Source organism: Saccharothrix lopnurensis, from assembly GCF_042658445.1.
GTDB classification, from domain to species: domain Bacteria; phylum Actinomycetota; class Actinomycetes; order Mycobacteriales; family Pseudonocardiaceae; genus Actinosynnema; species Actinosynnema lopnurensis.
The window spans coordinates 42,624-63,147 of the sequence record NZ_JBHSQO010000051.1 but is presented as its reverse complement, the minus strand read 5'-3'; the positions used below and the strand labels follow the sequence as shown (position 1 = coordinate 63,147).

The following is a 20,524-nucleotide window of genomic DNA, read 5'->3' as shown; positions in this document are numbered from 1 at the left end:
GCGGCCCGCCGCCGTGACCGCGGGCGACCGGCCGGTCGGCTCGGCCGGTCACCCGCGGTTCCCCCAGTGGTTCCCGCCCGCTCGGCCGGCCGGGCTCGACGGACGGCGTCAACGGGACGGCGTCAGCGGCACCTCGACGCGTGGCGTGTCGATCGTCCCCGCCGACGGCGCGAACAGCTCCACGAAGAAGCGCGCCCCCGGTTCCGCCGCCGCGCCCAGCAGTTCGACCCGCGCGGTCGCCGTGTCCTGCCCCGCCCCGAAGGTGACCACGCCGTCCGACACCGGCACGTAGTGCACGCCGCCCACGGCCGTGTCCCCGACGGTGCGGAAGCGGACCGCGACCGGGGCCCTGGCGGGCGCGACGAGGTGCAGGTCCAGCTCCAGGTGCGACGGGTACCAGTCCATCCGGCCGCCCTGGGTCTTGACGCCCAGCTCGTCGTCGAGGACCTCGCCGGTGGCGACCCGGCGGCCCACGGTCACCCCGCTCTCGCCGTACAGGGCGACCCGGAACAGCTCGTCCGGTTCCTGCACCTGGTCCGCGGTGACCCACACGAGCACCGACTGCGAGGTGCCCCCGGTGATCTTGAGGACCCCGTCGACGGCGGTGTAGTCCACCGAGCCGGTCGCCCACCCCTGGCCCTGGTCGTGCAGGGTCCGGTAGCCGACCGTCCCCCCGCAGCCCGCCGACGCGGTCACGGTGAACTTCACCGCGGTGTCGGCGTGGCTGCCCTCGTACACCGCCGCCGGGTCGTGGACGTCGACCACGCACCCCGTGCCGGCGGCGGCCACCGCGGGCGCGCACCCCAGCACCACCGCGACCGACACGGTTCCCGCGACTGCCCAACGCATCATCGTTCCCATCCCCCTGACGCCCGTTCCGTTCCGGTCACAGTGGTAGGCCCCGCCTGTTGTGGTTCTGTTGTGGCACCGGTCCGCGGGGGCGACCCCGGGACACCGCACCGGGCGAGCGGAGGACAGGGACGATGGCCGACGTCGTGGTGAGAGCCGCGCGGGAAGACGAGTGGGCGGCGGCCGGAGCCGTCACGGTGGCCGCCTACCGGGCGGACCGCCACATCGACAGCTCCACCGGGGGGTACGCCGACGTGCTGGCCGACGCCCGGACCCGGGCCGGGCAGGCGGAGCTGCTGGTGGCGGTGGACGAGGACGACTCGGTGCTGGGCACGGTCACCATCGCCCGGCCGGGCACCCCGTACGCCGAGGTCAGCGAGCCGGGCGAGGTGGAGTTCCGGATGCTCGCGGTGAACCCGTCCGCGCGCGGGCGCGGCGTCGGCGAGGCGCTGGTGCGGGCGGCCGTCGCGCGCGCCCGCGAGCTGGGCGCGCGGCGGCTGGTGATGAGCAGCTCCGAGCACATGACCACGGCGCACCGCCTCTACCGGCGGCTGGGCTTCCGGCGGCTGCCCGAGCGGGACTGGCGGCCGGTGCCGGGCGTGGACGTCGTCGCCCGCGCGTTCAGCCTCGAACTCGCATGACCTCGTCGTACAGCGCCCGGTCGGCGCACGCGCGGTCGTAGAGCAGCTCCACCAGCGTCGCGTGGTCCAGCGCGGCCAGGCGGTCGCGCAGCTCCTCGTCCTCCGCGTCCGGCGGCGGCACGGTCAGGCCGCGTTCGAGCAGCACCAGCCCCACCGCCACGCAGTGCTTGCAGAAGAAGCCCTGCGTCCCGTAGGGACACGAACAGGTGCCCGCCAGGTGGGTGTCCCGCCACGTCAGCGACACCCGGTACGGGTCCGCGCCGACCACGACGCCGTCCACGTGCCGGGAGCGGATGACCAGTTCCACGACGGCGCCCCGGTAGGCCAGTCCGCGCCAGTACGACTTGGCGCCCGCGTGGTGCCGGAGCAGGGCCTGGGTGAGCGTCTGCATGGCGGTATCCAACACCGTGTGGTTCGGTGGGCCTCGTGCTCCAGGCATGTCTGAACGGCGCCCGCGAGCCGGGCAGCCACCCGGCCCTGCCGATCACCCCCGACGAGCTGGCCGCGGCCGCCGCCGACTGCGCGGAACTGGGCGTGGCCTCGTTCCACCTGCACCCGCGCGACGTGCTGGGCCGGGAGTCGCTGGCCGGCGCGGAGGTGGCCACCGCGGTGGCGGTGGTGCGGGCCGCGGTGCCGCACGCGGAGATCGGCGTGACCACGGGCGCCTGGATCGTGCCGGACCCGGCGCGGCGGGCCGGGCTGGTGCGCGCCTGGGCGGGGCTGGCGGCGGGCCGGCCGGACTTCGCCTCGGTCAACGTGCACGAGGACGGCTGGCCCGACACCGCCGCCGCGCTGGCCGGGGCCGGGGTCGGCGTCGAGCTGGGGGTGTTCCACGAGCGGGCGGCCCGCGCGCTGCTCGACCGCGGGGTGCCCGGCGGCGTGGTCCGGGTGCTGGTCGAGGTCCGGCCGGGGGAGGGCGTGGCGCAGGCGGACCTGCTGCTCGACCTGCTCGCGCCGCTCGCCGTGCCGGTGCTGCTGCACGGCGAGGACGGCAGCGCGTGGCCCGTGCTCGACCACGCGGTGGCGCGGGGGCTGGACACCCGCGTCGGGCTGGAGGACACCCTGCTCGACCGGTCCGGCGCGCCCGCGGCGGACAACGCGGCGCTGGTGGCCGCGGCGTCGGCGCGCTAGGGGAAAAATGCGGGTGGGCCGGCCGGTGGCCGGGATTACGCTGCCGCCGTGGTGACCACCGACCGACTGCTCGCGTTCGCGGCCATGTCCCTGCTGCTCATCGTCATCCCCGGTCCCAGCGTGCTGTTCGTGGTGGGGCGGGCGCTGGCGCGGGGTCGCCGCACCGCGCTGATCACGGTGCTGGGCAACACGCTCGGGGCCTACGCGCTGGTGGTGGCGGTGGCGCTGGGCGTCGGACCGGTGGTGGAGGGGTCGGCCCTGGTGTTCACGGCGCTGAAGCTGGTCGGCGCGGCCTACCTGGTCCACCTGGGCGTGAAGGCGCTGCGCGACCGGGGCTCGCCGCGCGCGGCGTTCGACGGCTCCGCCCCCGCGCACGGCGGCCTGCGCACGCTGGGGGAGGGGTTCGCGGTCGGGGTGGCCAACCCCAAGACGATCGTGTTCTTCGCCGCCGTGCTGCCCCAGTTCGTCGACCGGGCGCAGGGGCACGTGGTGGGGCAGATGCTGGTGCTGGGGCTGGTGTTCAACGTCATCGCGCTGCTGTGCGACAGCGCGTGGGGCCTGGTGGCGGCCACCGCGCGGAACTGGTTCGCCCGGTCGCCGCGCCGGCTGGCGGCGGTCGGCGGCGTCGGCGGGGTCACCATGATCGGGCTGGGCGTGGCGGTCGCGGTGACGGGCCGCGAGGACTGACCCGGGTCACCGGCCCGGCGACACCCCCGGCCCGGCGACACCGCTTGGATCAGGCAACACCACGGCCCGGCCCGCACCCCTAGTCCGGCAGCACCACCGACACGATCCCGGCCAGGTGCGCCAACCGCGCCACCTCCGCCGCCCGGAACATCGGCCCCCCGGGCCGCCCCACCAGCAGCACCCGGTCCGGCTTGCCCAGCGGCGTCGCGGCCAGCTCCGTGCCCAGCTCCTGCCACGTCTCCGGCACCCACTCGTCGTCGCCGTCCAGCACGGTCGCCCGCGCCAGCGGCAGCCACGGCGGGGACGACGGCAGGCCCGCCTCGGGCGCGGCGGACGACGAGGTCAGCCGGCGCAGCGCGGTGCCGTCCCACGACACCACCACCGCCCACCCCGCGCGGATGATCTTCGGCACGCCCTCGGTGAACACCGCCAGCCCGTGCGCGGGCTCCTCCGCGACCTCCTCGACCAGCTCCAGCTCGCGGTGGGTGTCCAGCACACCCGCGTACGGCCGCACCGCGTCCACCTCGACCCCGTCGATGGACTCCGCCGCCGTGATGAGCACGTCCGGCAGCCTGCCCGACGGCAGCTCCACCACCAGGTCGTCGATGGCCAGCCCCGCGCCGCGCTCCACCACGTCCACGCTGAGTATGTCGGCCCCGATCTCGCCGAGCGCGGAGGCGACGGCGCCCAGGGTGCCGGGACGGTCCGGGAGCTGGACCCGGATCAGGAAGGACACGGTGCACGCCTCCAGGCTGGAACGGACTTGCCGGCCGCTGATTCTCGCAGACGCAGCTTCGCTTTCCGACCCACCAGCCGCGTTGCCCGCCGGTAAAATCGCGCACCCACGCGCGCGAGCGCGGGTAACCCGGTACGAGGCCGCCCTGACCAGCCAATAGACTCGGCAGGTCCAAAATCCGAGAAAACCAGACCCCCGGGGGTTGACGAGGTGCCCAGCATCTCCCGCGACGAGGTCGCGCACCTGGCCCGACTGGCGAGGCTCGCCGTCACCGACGACGAGCTGGACCTGTTCGCCGGTCAGTTGGACGTGATCCTCCAGTCGGTGGCCACGGTGGGCGACATCGCCACCGCGGACATCCCGCCCACTTCGCACGCCGTCCCGCTGACCAACGTGTTCCGCGAGGACGTGGTGCGTCCCAGCCTCGGTCAGCAGCAGGCGCTGGCGGGCGCCCCCGCCGCCGAGGAAGGCCGCTTCCGCGTCCCCCGCATCCTGGGTGAGGAAGCATGAGCGACTTGATCCGCAGCACCGCCGCCGAGCTGGCGGCCAAGATCGCGAGCCGCGAGGTCTCCGCGGTCGAGGTCGCGCGGGCCCACCTCGACCGGATCGACCAGGTCGACGGCGCGGTGCACGCGTTCCTGCACGTCGACACCGAGGGCGCGCTGGCCGCCGCGAAGAAGGTGGACGACGACCTCGCCGCCGGGGTGGAGGTCGGCCCGCTGGCGGGCGTGCCGCTGGCCCTCAAGGACGTCTTCACCACCGAGGGCGTGCCCACCACCTGCGGTTCGAAGATGCTGGAGGGCTGGCGCCCGCCCTACGACGCCACGGTCACCCGCCGCCTCAGGCAGGCGGGCATCGTGATCCTCGGCAAGACCAACATGGACGAGTTCGCGATGGGCTCGTCCACCGAGAACTCGGCCTACGGCCCGACCCGCAACCCGTGGGACCTCGACCGCATCCCGGGCGGCTCCGGCGGCGGCTCGTCCGCCTCGCTGGCCGCGTTCGAGGCGCCGCTGGCGATCGGCACGGACACCGGCGGCTCGATCCGCCAGCCCGGCTCGGTCACCGGCACGGTCGGCGTGAAGCCCACCTACGGCGGCGTCTCCCGGTACGGCCTGGTGGCGTTCTCCTCCTCGCTGGACCAGGCGGGGCCGTGCGCGCGGACCGTGCTGGACGCGGCGCTGCTGCACGAGGTCATCGGCGGCCACGACCCGCTGGACTCGACCTCGGTGAACGCCCCCGTGCCGCCGGTCGTCGCGGCCGCCCGCGAGGGCGCCTCCGGTGACCTGTCGGGCGTGCGCGTCGGCGTGGTCACGCAGTTCAGCGGCGAGGGCTACCAGCCGGGCGTGCTGCGCAGCTTCGAGGCGGCCGTGGCGCAGCTCAAGCAGCTCGGCGCGGAGATCGTCGAGGTCTCCTGCCCGAGCTTCGACTACGCGCTGCCCGCCTACTACCTGATCGCGCCCAGCGAGGCGTCCTCCAACCTGGCCCGCTTCGACGCCATGCGCTACGGCCTGCGCGTCGGCGACGACGGCACGCGCAGCGCCGAGGAGGTCATGTCGCTGACCCGCGAGGCGGGCTTCGGGGCCGAGGTCAAGCGGCGGATCATGATCGGCACCTACGCGCTGTCCTCGGGCTACTACGACGCCTACTACGGGTCGGCGCAGAAGGTGCGGACGCTGATCTCGCGCGAGTTCGAGCAGGCGTTCGCCACGGTGGACGTGCTGGTCTCGCCGACCACGCCGACCACGGCGTTCCGGATCGGCGAGCGCACCGGCGACCCCATGGCCATGTACAAGGCGGACCTCTGCACGATCCCCGCCAACCTGGCCGGCAACGCCGCCATGAGCGTCCCGAGTGGACTGTCCGACGAGGACGGGCTGCCGGTGGGCCTCCAGATCATGGCCCCGGCGCTCCAGGACCACCGCATGTACCGGGTGGCGGCGGCCTACGAGGTGGCCCGGGACGCGGCGGCCGGCGCGCCGCTGATCCTGGGCGCGCCGGAGCCGGCGGTGGCGCGGTGAGGCGGGCGCGGCCGTTCCTGTCGCTGGTCGGTGCCGCGGGCGCGGCCACCAGCGCGTTCTCCACGTTGAAGTCGGCCCGCGGCAAGAACGACAAGCTGGCCCTGGCCAACGCGGCGGCGAGCATCCTGGTGGCGATCACGGGCGCGGCGCTGGCCGCGCGGGATCTGCGGAAGGGCGGGAAGGCATGACGTCGGTGCACGAGCTGATGGACTACGCCGAGGTCATCGAGCGCTTCGACCCGGTGCTGGGGCTGGAGGTGCACGTCGAGCTGCACACCAGCACCAAGATGTTCTGCGGGTGCGCGAACCTGTTCGGCGGCGAGCCGAACACCCACGTGTGCCCGGTCTGCCTGGGGCTGCCGGGCGCGCTGCCCGCGGTCAACGGCAAGGCGGTGGAGTCGGCCATCCGCATCGGCCTGGCGCTGAACTGCGAGATCGCCGAGTGGTGCCGGTTCGCCCGGAAGAACTACTTCTACCCGGACATGCCGAAGAACTTCCAGACCTCCCAGTACGACGAGCCGATCGCGTTCAACGGCTGGCTGGACGTGCTGCTGGACGACGGCGAGGTGGTGCGGGTCGAGGTCGAGCGCGCCCACATGGAGGAGGACACCGGCAAGTCGCTGCACGTGGGCGGCGCGACGGGCCGCATCCACGGCGCGGAGCACTCGCTGCTGGACTACAACCGGGCGGGCGTGCCGCTGATCGAGATCGTCACCAAGCCGATCACCGGCACGGGCGAGCGCGCGCCGGAGGTGGCGCGGGCCTACGTGTCGGCGCTGCGCGACCTGCTCAAGGCGCTGGACGTGTCGGACGTGCGGATGGACCAGGGCTCGCTGCGGTGCGACGCGAACGTGTCGCTGATGGCCAAGGACGCCACCGAGTTCGGCACCCGCACCGAGACCAAGAACGTCAACTCGCTGCGCAGCGTCGAGCGGGCCGTGCGGTTCGAGATGACGCGGCAGGCGGCGGTGCTGGCGGCCGGCGGCTCCATCACCCAGGAGACCCGGCACTTCGACGAGTCCACCGGCGGCACGTCCTCCGGCCGCACCAAGGAGACGGCCGAGGACTACCGGTACTTCCCGGAGCCCGACCTGGTGCCGATCGCGCCGTCCCGGGAGTGGGTCGAGGAGCTGCGCGGCACGCTGCCCGAGCTGCCGTGGGAGCTGCGCCGGCGGGTGCAGCAGGAGTGGGGCCTGACCGACGCCGAGCTGCGCGACCTGGTCAACACCGGCGCGCTGGACCTGGTGGCGTCGACGGTCGCGGCCGGGGCGACCCCGGTCGAGGCCCGGTCGTGGTGGGTGTCCTACCTGCCGCAGCAGGCCAACAACCGGGGCGTGGAGCTGGTCGGGCTGGCGATCACCCCGGCGCAGGTGGCGCGGGTGGTGGCGCTGGTGAACTCGGGCGAGCTGACCAACAAGCTCGCCCGCGAGGTCGTCAACGCGGTGCTCGACGGCGAGGGCGAGCCGGAGGCCGTGGTGGAGGCCCGGGGCCTGAAGGTGGTCTCGGACGACTCGGCGCTGGAGCTGGCGGTGGACGAGGCGCTGGCCGCGCAGCCGGACGTGGCGGCCAAGATCCGCGACGGCAAGGTCGCGGCGGCGGGCGCGATCGTCGGCGCGGTGATGAAGGCGACGAAGGGCCAGGCGGACGCCAAGCGCGTGCGGGAGCTGGTGATCGCGCGCTGCTCGTGAGCGGTCGGGCGAGGTGAGGGGGCGGGTCCCGGTGGGGGCCCGCCCCCTTTTCGCGTGCCGGGGACCCGGTGGGGCGGATTCGGTGAGGCGGACCGGGTGGGGCGGACCGGGTGGGGCTGTCGCGGGGCGACCGTCGCGGGAGGATTCCACCTCGGCGGGCCCGGTCGGAGTACCAGTATTGCGGCCCCGCGGTCACTGCATTCCGTTAATTGATTACTCCGTTGGAGTGGTAACGTCCGGGGCGAAGTGATGCCGCTGCTGGTCAGACGTGGGCTTGATCACTTTCTTCGTCGCTCTCGGTGAAAGTTTTCCATCCGGCTGCGTCCATCTGTGTCAGGCTGGGCCCGTTCGGTCGGTCGGGGAGGACCGCCGGACGCCACCGCCGATGCCCCCCGCCGCGGGGCCGTTGCAGGGGAGGACAACGCCATGCCCGGAACCGATCCCGAGCTGGTCGCCGAGATCAACTCCATCGAGGCCGCGATCGAGGACGAGATCATCGACGCGATCACCGAGGAGGAGCTGCCGCCCACCCTCGTCGTCCCCGACGGTGGCGACGACCCGAACGGCGGCCCGTACAAGCCGACCGACGACCCGCTCGTCACCCCGATGGGCGGCCCGTACAAGCCGACCGGCGACCCCGTGGTCACCCCGATGGGCGGGCCCTACAAGCCCACCGGCGACCCGGCGGAGACCAACGGCGGCCCGTACAAGCCGACCACCGACGAACCGGCGGCCGTCAGCACCACCTGATCCCGAGGTGAACGCGCGTCGGGTGCCCCCGGTCGGCCGGGGGTGCCCGCCCGCGGTGTGTGATCTGATATGACCGTGCCAGCGCCTTCACCCGCACGCGGACGACGCGGGACGCGCGACTCCGAGGACCCCGGCAGAGCCGTCGCGTCCGCGCGCCGGCTCCACCGCAACGCGCTGGACGCGGCGACCGCGGACCGCCACCCCGCCGCCATCCGGTGGATGCGCCGGGGCCTGGCCCTGCTGGAGATCCCCGGCATCGACCCGCAGGAGCGCCTGGAGGTCCGCACCCGGCTGCGCAACACCCTCGCGTTCTGCCTCGCCGAGACCGGCAACGTCGACGACGGCCTGACCCAGCTCGCGGGCGTGGACCAGGAGCTGTCCGGCCTGCGCGACGAGGCGCTGCGGGCCCAGCTGTCGACCAAGGTCAACCTCAACCGCGCCGCCCTGCTGTGCCGGGTGGGGCGGGTCGACGAGGGCGTGGCCCAGCTCGACCTGGAGATCGACCGCAGCGAGCGCCGCCTCGCCGCGCGCCGTGCGGCTCCCGGGGTGCCCGGCTCCGGGGTGCCCGATCCGGGGGTTTCCGGTCCCGGAGCCGCCGACACCGAGGCCGTGGACCTGCTCGCGCTCGCGCTGTCCAACCGCGGCAACGCGCACGGCGAGGCGCACCGCGTCGACCGGGCGGTCCGCGACCTCGACCGCGCCGTGGCCCTCGCCCGCACCCACGACCTGCCCCTGCGCGCGGCCATCGCCGAACACGCCCTGGGCAACGTCGTGCAGCGCGCCGGCGACATCCCCGCCGCCCTGCGCCACTACCAGGACGCGAGCCGCGCCTTCCAGGAGCTGGAACCCGGCCTGCTGCTCCGCCTGCGCATCGACCAGGCCGAGGCCATGATCAGCGTCGGCCTCGCCGACGAGGCCGGCCGGCTGCTCGACGAGGTGCTGCCCGAGCTGCGCCGCCAGCGCATCGGGCAGGACGTCGCCGAGGCCGAGCTGTTCCGCGCCGCCGCGGCGCTCCAGGACGGCGACCTCGTGCTGGCCAAGCGGATGGCCGGTGCGGCGCAGCGCAAGCTGCTGCGGCGCGGCAGCCCGGCGTGGGCGGCGGTGGCGGGCCTGATCGCGCTGCGCGTGGACGTGTCGAAGGCGCTGGGGTTCCGCCGGCCGCCGGCCCGGGTCGTGGCCCGCGCGATCGCGCTGTCCGCCGAGCTGGCCGCGCTGAAGCTCGCCGACCAGGCCGCGTTCGCGCTGGTCCTGGCCGCCCGCGTGGAGATCCGCCGCGGCGCGCCCGACCGGGCCGCCGACCTGCTGCGCGGCGTGCCGGCGACGCGCCGGATCACCCCCATCGACCACCGGATGCTGCTGCGGCTGTGCCGGGCGGAACTGGCCCTGGCCCGGGGCAACCGGCGGGTGGCGCTGGCCCAGGCCAAGGCCGGGCTCGCGGAGCTGGGCCGGATGCGCGACCGGCTCGGCGGCCTGGAACTGGTGTCCGGCACCGCCGTGCACGGCCGCGAACTCGGGGAGCTGGCCGTGCGCCTGGTGCTCGACGGCGGCGACTCCACCGCCAACGCCAAGCGCCTGTTCACCTGGCTGGAGCGCACCCGCGCCCAGCTCTACCGGTACGACCCGGTCGAGTCCGACGCCGACTCCGAGCTGGGCGAGCGGATCGCCGAGGTGCGGCGGCTGAGCCGGGCCCTGCTGCGGGCCAGGCTCGACGGCCTGCCGACCGCCCGGCTGGAGGTGCTGCTCAAGGCCGGCCAGCGCGCCGCCAACCAGCTCGGCTGGAGCGCCACCCCCTGGGGCACGCCCCGCCCCGTCGTCACCGCCGAGGAGGTGCTCGCCCGGCTGGCCGGGCGGGCGATGGTCAGCTACGCGATCGCCGGCGACGAGCTGACCGCCGTGGTGCTGGTCGACGACCGGGTGCGGCTGGTGCGGCTCGGCTCCGCCGCCGCGGTCACCGAGGACGCGCGCCGGCTGCACGCGGACCTCGACGCCCTCGCCCCCGACCACCTCCCGCCACCCCTGCTCGGGGTGATCTCGGCGTCCGCGCGGCGCGAGGCGGAGAAGCTGGACCGGGTGCTGCTGCGCCCGCTCGCCCCGATGATCGGCGACCGCGAACTGGTCGTCGTGCCCACCGGCACGCTGTACGTGGTGCCCTGGGGCGTGCTGCCCACCTGCGCCAACCGACCCACCACGGCCGTGCCCTCCGCCACCGCCTGGGTGTCGGCGGTCCGCGAGGACCGGCACCCGGCCAACGGGGTGCTGCTGGTGCGCGGCCCCGGGCTCCAGGCCGCGCAGGGCGAGATCGACCTGCTCGCCGGCTACCACGGCGACGCCAAGCTGCTCGGCGTGGCCGAGGCGAAGGTCGGGGCGGTGCTGGAGGCGCTCGACGGGGTCGAGCTGGCGCACATCGCCGCCCACGGCGAGCACGAGCCGGAGAACGCGCTGTTCTCGCGGCTGGAGCTGGTGGACGGGGCGATGTTCGCGCACGAGGTGGGCCGCGTGCGCCACCCGCCGCACCAGGTGGTGCTGGCGGCGTGCGAGCTGGCGCTCAACCGCGTGCGGCCCGGTGACGAGCCCCTGGGGTTCGCGGGGGCGCTGCTGGCCAGCGGCGCGCGCACGGTCATCGCCGCGTCCAGCAGGGTGGGGGACCAGCCGTCGGCGGCGGCCATGGCCGACTTCCACCGCAACCTCTCCGGTGGGGCGTCGCCCGCGGTGGCGTTGGCGGACGCGGTGGCCGTGGACCCGCTGCGCCGCCCGTTCGTCTGCCTGGGCTCGGGCTGAACGACCGGTGTTCGGCCGGGTGCCCTTCTTGCGCCCCCGCCGCCCGACCACCTCGCCCCCCGGCCCCCGCCCCGCCCGACCTGCCTTTCATTCGATCAACCAGCCTTTCGACCGGTTGACCGGGCAAGCACCCACCGACTACCCAGGGTTGAGGTGAATTCCCCCGGCGATCGGAGGGCGCGGTGCGTTCGCTGCTGCTGACGGTGGTGCTGCTGGCCACCCTGACCACACCCGCCACCGCCCAACCCCCGGCCGGCCGGGGCGCGGAACCGGGCAACGGCCCCGAGCGCCACCTCGTCGCCGCCGTCGACCCGCCGCCGGCCGTCACCGCCGCCCGGGGCGAGAACCGGCCCGAGGCCGTCCAGGGCTACCCGCGCCGCACCCTGCTGCGCGAGTTCCCCGAGCACCCCACCGACAGGTCGATCAAGCTCGGCCTCGCGCCGTACCACTCGCTCGCGCCGCGCCTGAACGACCTCCAGCGCCGCAGCGACCGGATCTCCGTCGAGGTGATCGGCCAGTCCACCGCGGGCCGCGACCTCTACCTGGTCACCCTCACCGCGCCCGAGACCCCGGCCGAGGCTCGCCGCCAGGACGCGTGGCGCGGGAAGATCGAGAACAACCCGGAGGCCGCCCGCCGCGACGTCCTGCTGCGCCACGCCTACAAGGCGCCGATCTGGATCAACGCCAACATCCACGGCGACGAGTGGGAGGGCACCGACGGGGCCCTGCGCGTGATCGAAGACCTGAGCCTCACCCGCGACCGGCGGGTGGTGGAGCTCCTCGGGCGCCACCGCGTGCACGTCAACCTCACCGCGAACCCGGACGGGCGCGTGGCCGGGACGCGCGCCAACGCGAGCGGGTTCGACCTGAACCGGGACTTCGCGACCTCGTCGCAGCCCGAGTCGCGGGCGATGCGCGACCTCGTCCAGCGCATCCAGCCCGTGCTGGTGCTCGACCAGCACGGGTACGTGGCCAACACGCTGATCGAGCCGACCACCCCGCCGCACGGCCAGAACTACGACTTCGACCTCTACGTCAAGCACGGCTACGCGGGCGGGCTGCGCATGGAGCAGGCCGTGCAGGCGCTCGGCCACCCCGAGGCGGCCCGGCCCGAGATCCCCTTCCGCGACTACGAACCCGGCGTGTGGGACGGCTGGGCGCCGATCTACACCGCCCAGTACGCGATGTACCACGGCGCGGTGTCCTACACGATCGAGATCCCCATGAGGGTGAACCGAGGCGACTACGAGGCACAGCCGGTGCCCGAACTGCGGCGGCGCTCGGCCATCAACACCGACGTCGTGGAGGCGACCATCCGCGGCGCCCTGTCCTACGTGTGCGACCACCGCACGTCCATGGTCGACAACCAGGTCGAGATCTTCCGGCGCGGGGCAGCCGGCGAGCCGCAGCGGCGCCTGCCGGACGGGATCGTGCCGGGCTTCGGGCCGGAGGACCGGTACACCACGGAGTTCCCCCGCGCCTACGTCGTCCCGGTGGGCGACCGGCAGCGGTCCGGCCCCGCCGCGGCGAGGCTCGTGGACCACCTGGTGGCGCACGACGTGCGCGTCACCCGCGCCGACCGCCCCTTCACGCTCGGTGGCCGCCACTACCCGATCGGGTCATACGTGGTGGACATGCACCAGCCGAAGCGCGCGCTGGCCAACGTGATGCTGGAGGCGGGCCGCGACCTGTCCGACGCGGTCCCGGTCATGTACGACATCTCCGGCTGGAGCCACCGCCTGCTGTGGGGCGCGTCGGTGGACGTGGTGCGCTCGGGCCGGCTGGACGTGCGGGGCCGCGCCGTCGTCGCCGCCGCCCCCACCGGCTCGCTGCCCGCCACGACCGGGGCGGGCTTCGCCCTCACCCTCACCGACGGCGAGGACGTCGCGGCGGTCAACGACCTCCTCGGTCACGGGATCGAGCTCCGACGCCACGAGGACGGCACCGTCGTGGCCCCCGCCACGGCCCGCGCGGAGGTGGCGGCGGCAGCCGACCGCCACGGTGTCCGGTTCACCCCCGGGAGGCCGGGCGGAACCCCGCTGCGCCCGGTGGCCGTGGCCGCCGCCGTGGCGGCCGACGAGTTGAAGGCGTTGCGCGACATGGGTTTCGACGTGCGCCCCGTGTCGACCGCCGTGCTCAACGGCGGGTTCGACCTGGCGCGGGTGGACGTGCTGGTCGTGTCCTCGGGACTGAGGTACGACCAGTTGGGCGAGGGGGCCAGGGCGGGTGTCGACGCCTTCCTGGCCCGTGGCGGCGTGGTGACCCGGGGTGCCACGGGCGCCCGCTTCAACGCCGACACCGGTGTGCTCCCGGTCCGGGCGGTGGCGGGCAAGGAGGACGCGAACGGCGTGGTGGGTGTTACGGGCCCGACCGGGCGACCGGACCACACGTTCGTCTACGCCCCGCACTGGTTCACCGACCTGGGTGACGGTGTCGAGGTGGTGCAGCGTTATCGGCAGCTGGTCGCCGGCCACTGGACCACCCGCCCGGACGGTTCGGGTGGGCAGGAGGAGGCGGCGGGACAGGCGGCGGTGGTCGCCGGGACGTCGGCACGGGGAGCCAGGGCGGTGCTGTTCGGGACGGAACCACTCTTCCGAGACCACCCGAAGGGGTTGTACTGGCAGGTGGCCGACGCCATCTACCGCACGGCACAATGATCTTGTGCACTCGCGGCGGAACGGCTCCCACCAGCCGTTCCGCCGTGGGCCGGACCCACACTTTCGGGTGAAGATAGCCCGAAAATGTACGGAAACACCGTCACCGATCATCGGTTGGAAATGAAATGGAGCCGCCGACCACCCCACCTGACCAACTACCCGACCACTCGGCCCGGCTGATCAGCTGACCGCCTGGTCCGGCTGACCGACGGGCTCACCGCTCGGCCTGACCGACCAGCCTGACCGACCAGCCTGACCACCGGCCTGACCGCCAGCCCCCAAACCGCAGCCGACCCCTGTCCCCGAGACCTCAGTCCCGTCCGCCGTTGCCACCGCCGGTTTGGCGCACGACGATCGCCACCCGGTCGTCGCTGGACACCGGCGACCCGCCGGGGGTCTTGTTCACGGTGCCCACCAGCGCGGTCTGGTCGTCCAGCGCCACCATCGGTCCGAGCCGCCCGAACCCGTCCTCGCCGTCGAGCGTCACCTCGGGCTTGCCGTTGAAGCTGCCGTCGGGGCTCATCGGCAGCGAGAGGCTGCCGGGTGTCGCCGACGTCGCCAACCAGACCACGTCCGACATCGCCGCGCACCCGCCGACGCCCGGCCGTTCGGGCCAGGACCACGCCGGGTCGCCCAGGGGCTTGCCGGCGTCCACGCGGTAGAGCAGGTCGGCCGACGTGCCGGCGTCGGTCACCCAGGTCTTCGTGCCGTCGCCCGACACGCACAGGCCGCCCGGTGAGCGCAGGCCGCTGGTCAGCACCCGGGAGCCCGCCGCCGGGTTGCCGCGGGCCGGCTGGCCGGAGCCGTCAATCCGGAGGATCTTCCCGGCCAGCGAGTTCGGGTCCGCGGCCAGCGCCGGGGTGCCGGCGTCGCCGGTCGCCACCAGCAGCGCGCCCGTGCGGTCGTGGGTCAGGGCGCCCCGGTTGCCCGACGCGCCCTTCGGGATGCCGGTCAGCACCGGTTTCGGCACGTCACCGGGCGCTATGCGCATGACCCGGTTGTCGGTCGCCGTCGTCACGTAGACGTAGACCAGCTGGTCCTCGGCGTAGGTCGGGGACAGCGTCAGGCCGGTCAGGCCGCCGCCCGTGGTGGCGTCCACCTCGAACTTCGCCAGCTCGACCGGGTCCACGTCTTTGGTCACTCGCAGCAACCGGCCGGTCGCCCGTTCGGTCGCCAGCGCCGTCACCGCACCGGTGGACTGGTTCACATCGATCAGCGCCACCCCGGACACCGGGTCCAGGCACGTCGCGACGACGGCCGGGCTGAAGTCCTTGCACCCCTGCGGCGGCGGCACCGGCGTCGGCGACTGGCCGGGCTGCTGGCCCTGGGGGCTGGGCGGCAGCTCGCCGGGCAGTTCGGGGCGCGGCCCCGCCTGCGGCGTCAGCTGCTGGGCCGGGCTCCACTCCGCCGGTGAGGGCTGCTCGGGAAAGCTCGCGCAGCCCGCGGCCAACAGGCCCAGGGCCGACCCGATCAGCACTCCACGCAGTCGCGACACGCCATCCAGACTAGGTGCGCGGTCGTGAACGCGGGGTGAGCGGCCCGAGCCGAGAGGAGATGAGCCGAGAGGGGACGAGACGAGAGGGGGCGAGCCGAGACGGCCCGAGACGACCCGACCCAAAACGGGACGAGCCGCCGGCCCCACCCCACCTATGACAGTCGTCACGGCCCAAGGGGAAAGCGGGCCAGGGGCGGCGGAGGCGGTGTGGCGGCAGGGGAGTCGACGTGCGTAACGTGCCCGGCGTGACGCTGCCCCACCGTGGAACCGACGACGAGTTGACCGTGCTGGTGCCCGACGACCTGGGTGTCCACGTGCTGTCCGAGGTGGAGGGTGTCCGGCCCGTCCGCTACGAGCCTGGCCGCGAGCTGCCCGCCGAGGCCGCGCGGGCCCGGGTCCTGGTGCCGAAGTTCCTCCAGGGCACCGACCCGGCCGAGGTGTTCGCCCAGCTGCCCGCGCTGGAGCTGGTGCAGCTGCTGTCGGCCGGCGCGGAGCGGTTCATCGGGGCCGTGCCCGACGGGGTGCTGCTGTCCACGTGCCGGGGCGCCCACGGCGGCAGCACGGCGGAGTGGGCGATCGGCGCGCTGCTCGCCGTCTACCGGGACTTCCCGGTGTTCGAGCGGGCCCGGCAGGAGCGGCGCTGGGACTACCACCTGACGGAGACGTTGCAGGACAAGGAGGTCCTCGTGGTCGGCGCGGGCGACCTCGGTGAGCAGTTCCGCCGCCGGCTGGAGCCGTTCGGGGCGAGCGCGACCATGGTCGGCCGCACGGCCCGCCCCGGGGTGCACGGCGTGGACGAGCTGCCCGACCTGCTGGGCCGTTTCGACGCGGTCCTGGTCGTGGTGCCGCTGACCGCCGAGACCACCGGGATGGTCGACGCGGAGTTCCTCTCCCGGATGCGCGACGGCGCGGTCCTGGTCAACGCCGCGCGCGGGGCCGTGGTCGACACCGGCGCGCTGCTGGCCGAGCTGGGCTCGGGCCGGCTGCGGGCGGCGCTGGACGTGACCGAGCCGGAGCCGCTGCCGGCCGACCACCCGCTGTGGTCGGCGCCCGGCCTGTTCCTCACCCCCCACGTGGCGGGCAGCTGCACGGGGCACGCCGAGCGCGCCTACGCGGTCGTCGCCGCCGAGGTGGCCCGGTTCGCGCGCGGAGAGCAGCCGGCCAACCTGGTCAAGGGGGACTACTAGCCCGTTCGGTCTACCGGGCGCTGCGGAACGGACGCTCGCGGTGGTCGGCCGAACCTCCTAACGTGCGGGTGCGTGGCTACTCACGACGACCGCTCCGGTGCTTCGGGCGGCTACTCCGGCTCAGGGTCCTACCCGACCGGAGGGGCGCACCACTTCGACGACGGCACCCGGTCGTTCGGTCGGGACGCCTACAGCGACGCCCACGGCAACCCCCGCGGCAACCCCCACGGCAACGCCTACGACGACCCCTACGACACCGCCCGCGACAAGGACACCCGGGGCTTCGACACGACCGGGTACACGCCGGTGGTCGACGACGCCGACCCGGAGCCCACCCACTACGACGACGAGGACGAGCGCACGCCGTTCGGCTGGAGCGGCAGCGCCGACCTCGGCCTGTTCGTGCTGCGCCTCGCGCTGGGCGGGGCGTTCGTCGTGCACGGGTTGCAGAAGGTGTTCGGCCTGCTCGGCGGGCCGGGCATCGATGGCTTCGAGCGGTACCTCCAGGCGGCCGGGTTCCGGGAGGCGCGAATCCTGGCGTGGGTCACCGGCGTCACCGAACTGGCGGGCGGCGGCCTGCTGGTCCTGGGCCTGTTCACGCCGCTGGCGGCGGCCGGGGTGCTGGGCGTGATGGCGAACGTGATCGCGCTCAAGTTCCGGGGCGGGTTCTTCGCGCCCAACGGCGTGGAGCTGGAGGTCGCCTACGCGGCGATGGCGTTCGGCCTGCTGTTCGCCGGTCCGGGCCGGGTGGCGCTCGACCGCGGCCGCGGCTGGTTCCGCCACCCCCTGACGGCCGGCTTCCTGTGCCTGCTCCTCGCGGCGGGCGCCACCACGGCAACCCTGTACGTGTTCCGCTGACCCGCGAAAGGCCCGCAAAAGGCCCGCAAAGACCCGCGACCGACCCCCGCCCAACCCCCTGAACAGCGAAAACCGGCCGACGGAACCCCGCCGACCGGTCCTCGCGAACCCGCCCCTACCTGTTCACGTCGCGCACCGCGCCCGTGGACGCGTCAGTGGCCATCCGGGCGTAGGCGCGCAGCGCCGAGGTGACCGGACGCACCCGGTCCACCGGCTGCCACGGCCGCTCCGACGCCTCCACCTTCGCCCGCCGCTCGGCCAGCACGGCCTCGTCGACCAGCAGTTCCAACCGCCGCTCGTGCACGTCGATCAGGATGCGGTCGCCGTCCTCGACCAGGCCGATCACGCCGCCGCCCGCCGCCTCCGGCGAGACGTGCCCGATGGACAGGCCGGACGTGCCGCCGGAGAACCGGCCGTCGGTGATGAGCGCGCACTTCTTGCCCAGGCCGGCGCCCTTGAGGAACGCGGTCGGGTGCAGCATCTCCTGCATCCCCGGCCCGCCCGCCGGCCCCTCGTAGCGGACCACGAGCACGTCACCCGCCTGGATCTCCTTCTTCAGGATCACCGAGACCGCTTCCTCCTGGGACTCGACCACGCGGGCCGGCCCCTCGAAGCGCCACAGCTCCTCCTCGACGCCCGCCGCCTTGATGACCGCGCCGCGCTCGGCCAGGTTGCCGCGCAGCACGGCCAGGCCGCCGTCCCTGGTGTAGGCGTGCTCGACGTCGCGGATGCAGCCGCCCGCCGCGTCCGTGTCGAGCTTCGACCAGCGGTTCGAGGTGGAGAACGCCTGCGTGGTGCGCACGCCGCCGGGCGCGGCGTGGAACAGCTCGACCGCCTCGGGCGAGGGGTCCGCCGCGCGGACGTCCCACGCCGACAGCCACGACGCCACGTCCGGGCTGTGCACGGTGCGCACGTCCTCGTTGAGCAGCCCGGCCCGCCACAGCTCGCCCAGCAGGGCCGGGATGCCACCGGCCCGGTGGACGTCCTCCATGTGGTAGTCCGAGTTCGGCGACACCTTCGCCAGGCACGGCACGCGCCTGCTCAGCGCGTCGATGTCGGTCAGCTCGAAGTCGATCTCGCCCTCCCGCGCCGCGGCGAGGATGTGCAGCACGGTGTTGGTGGAGCCGCCCATCGCCATGTCCAGCGCCATGGCGTTCTCGAACGCCGCGCGGTTGGCGATCGAGCGCGGCAGCACCGACTCGTCGTCGTCGCCGTAGTACGCCCGGCACAGCTCGACCACGGTGCGGCCGGCCCGGGAGAACAGCTCGCGGCGGGCGGCGTGCGTGGCCAGCGTGGAGCCGTTGCCGGGCAGCGCCAGGCCCAGGGCCTCGGTGAGGCAGTTCATGGAGTTCGCGGTGAACATGCCCGAGCAGGAACCGCAGGTCGGGCACGCCGAGCGCTCCACCTCGGCCAGGCCGGCGTCGTCCACGTCCGGTGAGGCGGAGGCGGAGATGGCGGTGATCAGGTCGGTCGGCGCGACGGCGACGCCGTCCACCACGACCGCCTTGCCGGCCTCCATCGGCCCGCCGGAGACGAACACCACCGGGATGTTGAGCCGCATGGCGGCGTTCAGCATCCCCGGGGTGATCTTGTCGCAGTTGGAGATGCACACGATCGCGTCGGCCTGGTGCGCGTTGACCATGTACTCGACCGAGTCGGCGATGATCTCGCGCGAGGGCAGCGAGTAGAGCATCCCGCTGTGGCCCATGGCGATGCCGTCGTCGACCGCGATGGTGTGGAACTCGCGCGGCACGCCGCCCGCCTCGCGGATCGCCTCCGCCACGATGTCGCCGAGGTCGCGGAGGTGCACGTGACCGGGCACGAACTGCGTGTAGGAGTTGGCGATGGCCACGATGGGCTTGCCGAAGTCCGAGTCGGTCATGCCGGTCGCGCGCCACAGCGCGCGGGCTCCCGCGGCGTTGCGGCCGTGGGTCGTGGTGCGGGAACGGAGCGGTGGCACGGCTCCTCCAGGAAGTCTGCGTGGAAGCTGATCGCGAACGGCGCGGGGGTGGGCGCCGGTGGTGGGAGCGGTGCTTAGAGGCTACTCCGTCGCAACGCCCCCGTGACCAGCACAGCCGCCAGCGCGAGTGTGATGACGTGCACGGCGGTGCACCACAGGCAGATCTTGCCGATCAGCAGGAACTCGGCGGCCACCAGGTAGACCACGAACAGCACGCCCACGCCGGCCGCCGCCAGGCGCGCCCAGTGCAGCGCCGCCACCCGCCAGGCGAAGGGCAGGGTGGCGACGGTGAGGAAGGCGAAGAACGCCAGGCCGAGCACGGCGACGGGGATGCCCAGCAGCTCGGACTGCTCGCTGGTGGTGACCGTGCCGCAGTCGATGACCTCGCCCTCCGCGCACAGCAGCGCGCCCTGCCGGAAGTGGGCGATCGTGAGGTAGGTCGAGACGGCGAGGCCGGCCAGGGACAGCAGGAGGCTGACCACCGGCACCCGGCCCCACGCGCGGGTGGTGTGCTGGCTCACTCCCCGGACTTTACGGGCGGCGGCGTTGCCTCCTGGTCAGGCGCGGCGTCAGGCGCGGCGTCCCCCTGGTCGGGCGCGGCGTCCCCGGGAGCCGCCCCGGGAGCCGCCGCCGCCGTGGGGTCGGCCACCCGACCGCCGCTGACCGCCGCCAACGCGGGCAGGTGCCCGGTCCGGACGGCGGGCAGCCGGACGAGGGTGTCGTCCGCCAGCACCGCCGACAACCACCCCTTCGGGTCAACCTTGATGGCCTTCACGTCCGCCCAGGGCAGCACGCGCCTGCCGAACGTGCTCCGCGCCACGATCCGCTCGCCGTCCACCGCCGTCCGGTTGCGCACCACCCACAGCGCGAAGCCCAGCGGCAGCAGGTAGATCACCTGGAGGCCGGGCGCGGCCCACGCCACCGGCGTCACGCAGATGAGGGCCAGGCCCGCGGCGAGCAGGGCGGGGGTGGGGACGCGGAACACGACTTTCGGCACGTCCCCGATGGTCCCACCTCGCCTTTCGGGCGTTCACGCCACCCGGTCGGGCGGTGCGCGGACCGGGCCGGGTTCCACGATCCGGGAGCG

The 20,524-nt window shown here is 74.2% G+C and carries 19 protein-coding genes; 12 read left to right on the top strand and 7 right to left on the bottom strand.

Annotation, left to right across the window (positions count from 1 at the left end):
* Nucleotides 1-108: 108 nt before the first annotated feature.
* Entirely contained in the window at nt 109-852 is a 744-nt protein-coding gene (locus ACFP3R_RS32000; protein ID WP_380641564.1) for a Calx-beta domain-containing protein, read from the bottom strand.
* A gap of 131 nt (nt 853-983) precedes the next feature.
* On the opposite strand from ACFP3R_RS32000, the gene ACFP3R_RS31995 reads away from it, so the two are divergent.
* Entirely contained in the window at nt 984-1,490 is a 507-nt protein-coding gene (locus ACFP3R_RS31995; protein ID WP_380641562.1) for a GNAT family N-acetyltransferase, read from the top strand.
* On the opposite strand, the gene ACFP3R_RS31990 is transcribed toward ACFP3R_RS31995, so the two are convergent.
* Nucleotides 1,471-1,881: an SWIM zinc finger family protein gene (locus tag ACFP3R_RS31990; protein WP_380641560.1), complete on the bottom strand. Its 411-nt coding sequence runs from the start codon at nt 1,879-1,881 to the stop codon at nt 1,471-1,473. The two genes, ACFP3R_RS31995 and ACFP3R_RS31990, sit on opposite strands and share 20 nt — an antisense overlap.
* A 26-nt stretch (nt 1,882-1,907) precedes the next feature.
* Between ACFP3R_RS31990 and ACFP3R_RS31985 the strand changes: the two genes are divergently transcribed.
* Nucleotides 1,908-2,621, top strand: a complete 714-nt coding sequence (locus ACFP3R_RS31985) for a 3-keto-5-aminohexanoate cleavage protein (RefSeq protein ID WP_380641558.1) — start codon at nt 1,908-1,910, stop codon at nt 2,619-2,621.
* A gap of 48 nt (nt 2,622-2,669) precedes the next feature.
* Entirely contained in the window at nt 2,670-3,308 is a 639-nt protein-coding gene (locus ACFP3R_RS31980; RefSeq protein WP_380641556.1) for a LysE family translocator, read from the top strand.
* A gap of 79 nt (nt 3,309-3,387) precedes the next feature.
* Here ACFP3R_RS31980 and ACFP3R_RS31975 read toward each other — a convergent pair whose 3' ends face one another.
* Nucleotides 3,388-4,044, bottom strand: a complete 657-nt coding sequence (locus ACFP3R_RS31975) for an ACT domain-containing protein (RefSeq protein ID WP_380641554.1) — start codon at nt 4,042-4,044, stop codon at nt 3,388-3,390.
* A gap of 210 nt (nt 4,045-4,254) precedes the next feature.
* Between ACFP3R_RS31975 and gatC the strand changes: the two genes are divergently transcribed.
* From gatC to ACFP3R_RS31940, 7 genes are all read left to right on the top strand, one after another.
* Nucleotides 4,255-4,554 carry an Asp-tRNA(Asn)/Glu-tRNA(Gln) amidotransferase subunit GatC gene (gene gatC / locus ACFP3R_RS31970; protein ID WP_015804727.1) on the top strand — a complete coding sequence of 100 codons (300 nt, stop codon included), beginning with the start codon at nt 4,255-4,257 and terminating at the stop codon, nt 4,552-4,554.
* Nucleotides 4,551-6,065 carry an Asp-tRNA(Asn)/Glu-tRNA(Gln) amidotransferase subunit GatA gene (gene gatA / locus ACFP3R_RS31965; protein ID WP_380641552.1) on the top strand — a complete coding sequence of 505 codons (1,515 nt, stop codon included), beginning with the start codon at nt 4,551-4,553 and terminating at the stop codon, nt 6,063-6,065. Before gatC ends, gatA begins: the two co-directional genes overlap by 4 nt.
* A complete protein-coding gene (locus tag ACFP3R_RS31960; RefSeq protein WP_380641550.1) occupies nt 6,062-6,253 on the top strand; it encodes a hypothetical protein in 192 nt (63 codons plus the stop codon). Before gatA ends, ACFP3R_RS31960 begins: the two co-directional genes overlap by 4 nt.
* Nucleotides 6,250-7,752 carry an Asp-tRNA(Asn)/Glu-tRNA(Gln) amidotransferase subunit GatB gene (gatB, locus tag ACFP3R_RS31955; protein ID WP_380641548.1) on the top strand — a complete coding sequence of 501 codons (1,503 nt, stop codon included), beginning with the start codon at nt 6,250-6,252 and terminating at the stop codon, nt 7,750-7,752. Before ACFP3R_RS31960 ends, gatB begins: the two co-directional genes overlap by 4 nt.
* A gap of 426 nt (nt 7,753-8,178) precedes the next feature.
* Nucleotides 8,179-8,502, top strand: a complete 324-nt coding sequence (locus tag ACFP3R_RS31950; protein WP_380641546.1) for a hypothetical protein — start codon at nt 8,179-8,181, stop codon at nt 8,500-8,502.
* 69 nt (nt 8,503-8,571) lie between these two features.
* Nucleotides 8,572-11,280, top strand: coding sequence for a CHAT domain-containing protein (locus tag ACFP3R_RS31945; protein WP_380641544.1), 2,709 nt, complete (start codon nt 8,572-8,574; stop codon nt 11,278-11,280).
* Nucleotides 11,281-11,462: 182 nt separating this feature from the next.
* Nucleotides 11,463-13,937 carry a M14 family zinc carboxypeptidase gene (locus ACFP3R_RS31940; RefSeq protein WP_380641542.1) on the top strand — a complete coding sequence of 825 codons (2,475 nt, stop codon included), beginning with the start codon at nt 11,463-11,465 and terminating at the stop codon, nt 13,935-13,937.
* Between the two features lie 310 nt (nt 13,938-14,247).
* Here ACFP3R_RS31940 and ACFP3R_RS31935 read toward each other — a convergent pair whose 3' ends face one another.
* Nucleotides 14,248-15,432, bottom strand: coding sequence for a PQQ-dependent sugar dehydrogenase (locus tag ACFP3R_RS31935; protein WP_380641540.1), 1,185 nt, complete (start codon nt 15,430-15,432; stop codon nt 14,248-14,250).
* A 245-nt stretch (nt 15,433-15,677) separates the two neighbouring features.
* Between ACFP3R_RS31935 and ACFP3R_RS31930 the strand changes: the two genes are divergently transcribed.
* Both ACFP3R_RS31930 and ACFP3R_RS31925 read left to right on the top strand, forming a co-directional pair.
* Complete coding sequence (locus ACFP3R_RS31930; protein WP_380641538.1) at nt 15,678-16,619, top strand: 2-hydroxyacid dehydrogenase; 942 nt, start codon at nt 15,678-15,680, stop codon at nt 16,617-16,619.
* Nucleotides 16,620-16,691: 72 nt separating this feature from the next.
* Nucleotides 16,692-17,477, top strand: a complete 786-nt coding sequence (locus ACFP3R_RS31925) for a DoxX family protein (protein ID WP_380641537.1) — start codon at nt 16,692-16,694, stop codon at nt 17,475-17,477.
* A 115-nt stretch (nt 17,478-17,592) separates the two neighbouring features.
* Here the strand turns inward: ACFP3R_RS31925 and ilvD are convergent, their stop codons facing one another.
* The 3 genes from ilvD to ACFP3R_RS31910 form a co-directional block, all read right to left on the bottom strand.
* Nucleotides 17,593-19,437, bottom strand: a complete 1,845-nt coding sequence (gene ilvD, locus ACFP3R_RS31920; RefSeq protein ID WP_380641535.1) for a dihydroxy-acid dehydratase — start codon at nt 19,435-19,437, stop codon at nt 17,593-17,595.
* A 74-nt stretch (nt 19,438-19,511) separates the two neighbouring features.
* Nucleotides 19,512-19,958, bottom strand: coding sequence for a vitamin K epoxide reductase family protein (locus ACFP3R_RS31915; protein WP_380641533.1), 447 nt, complete (start codon nt 19,956-19,958; stop codon nt 19,512-19,514).
* Nucleotides 19,955-20,434, bottom strand: a complete 480-nt coding sequence (locus ACFP3R_RS31910) for a PH domain-containing protein (protein WP_380641531.1) — start codon at nt 20,432-20,434, stop codon at nt 19,955-19,957. Before ACFP3R_RS31910 ends, ACFP3R_RS31915 begins: the two co-directional genes overlap by 4 nt.
* Between the last annotated feature and the right edge of the window lie 90 nt (nt 20,435-20,524).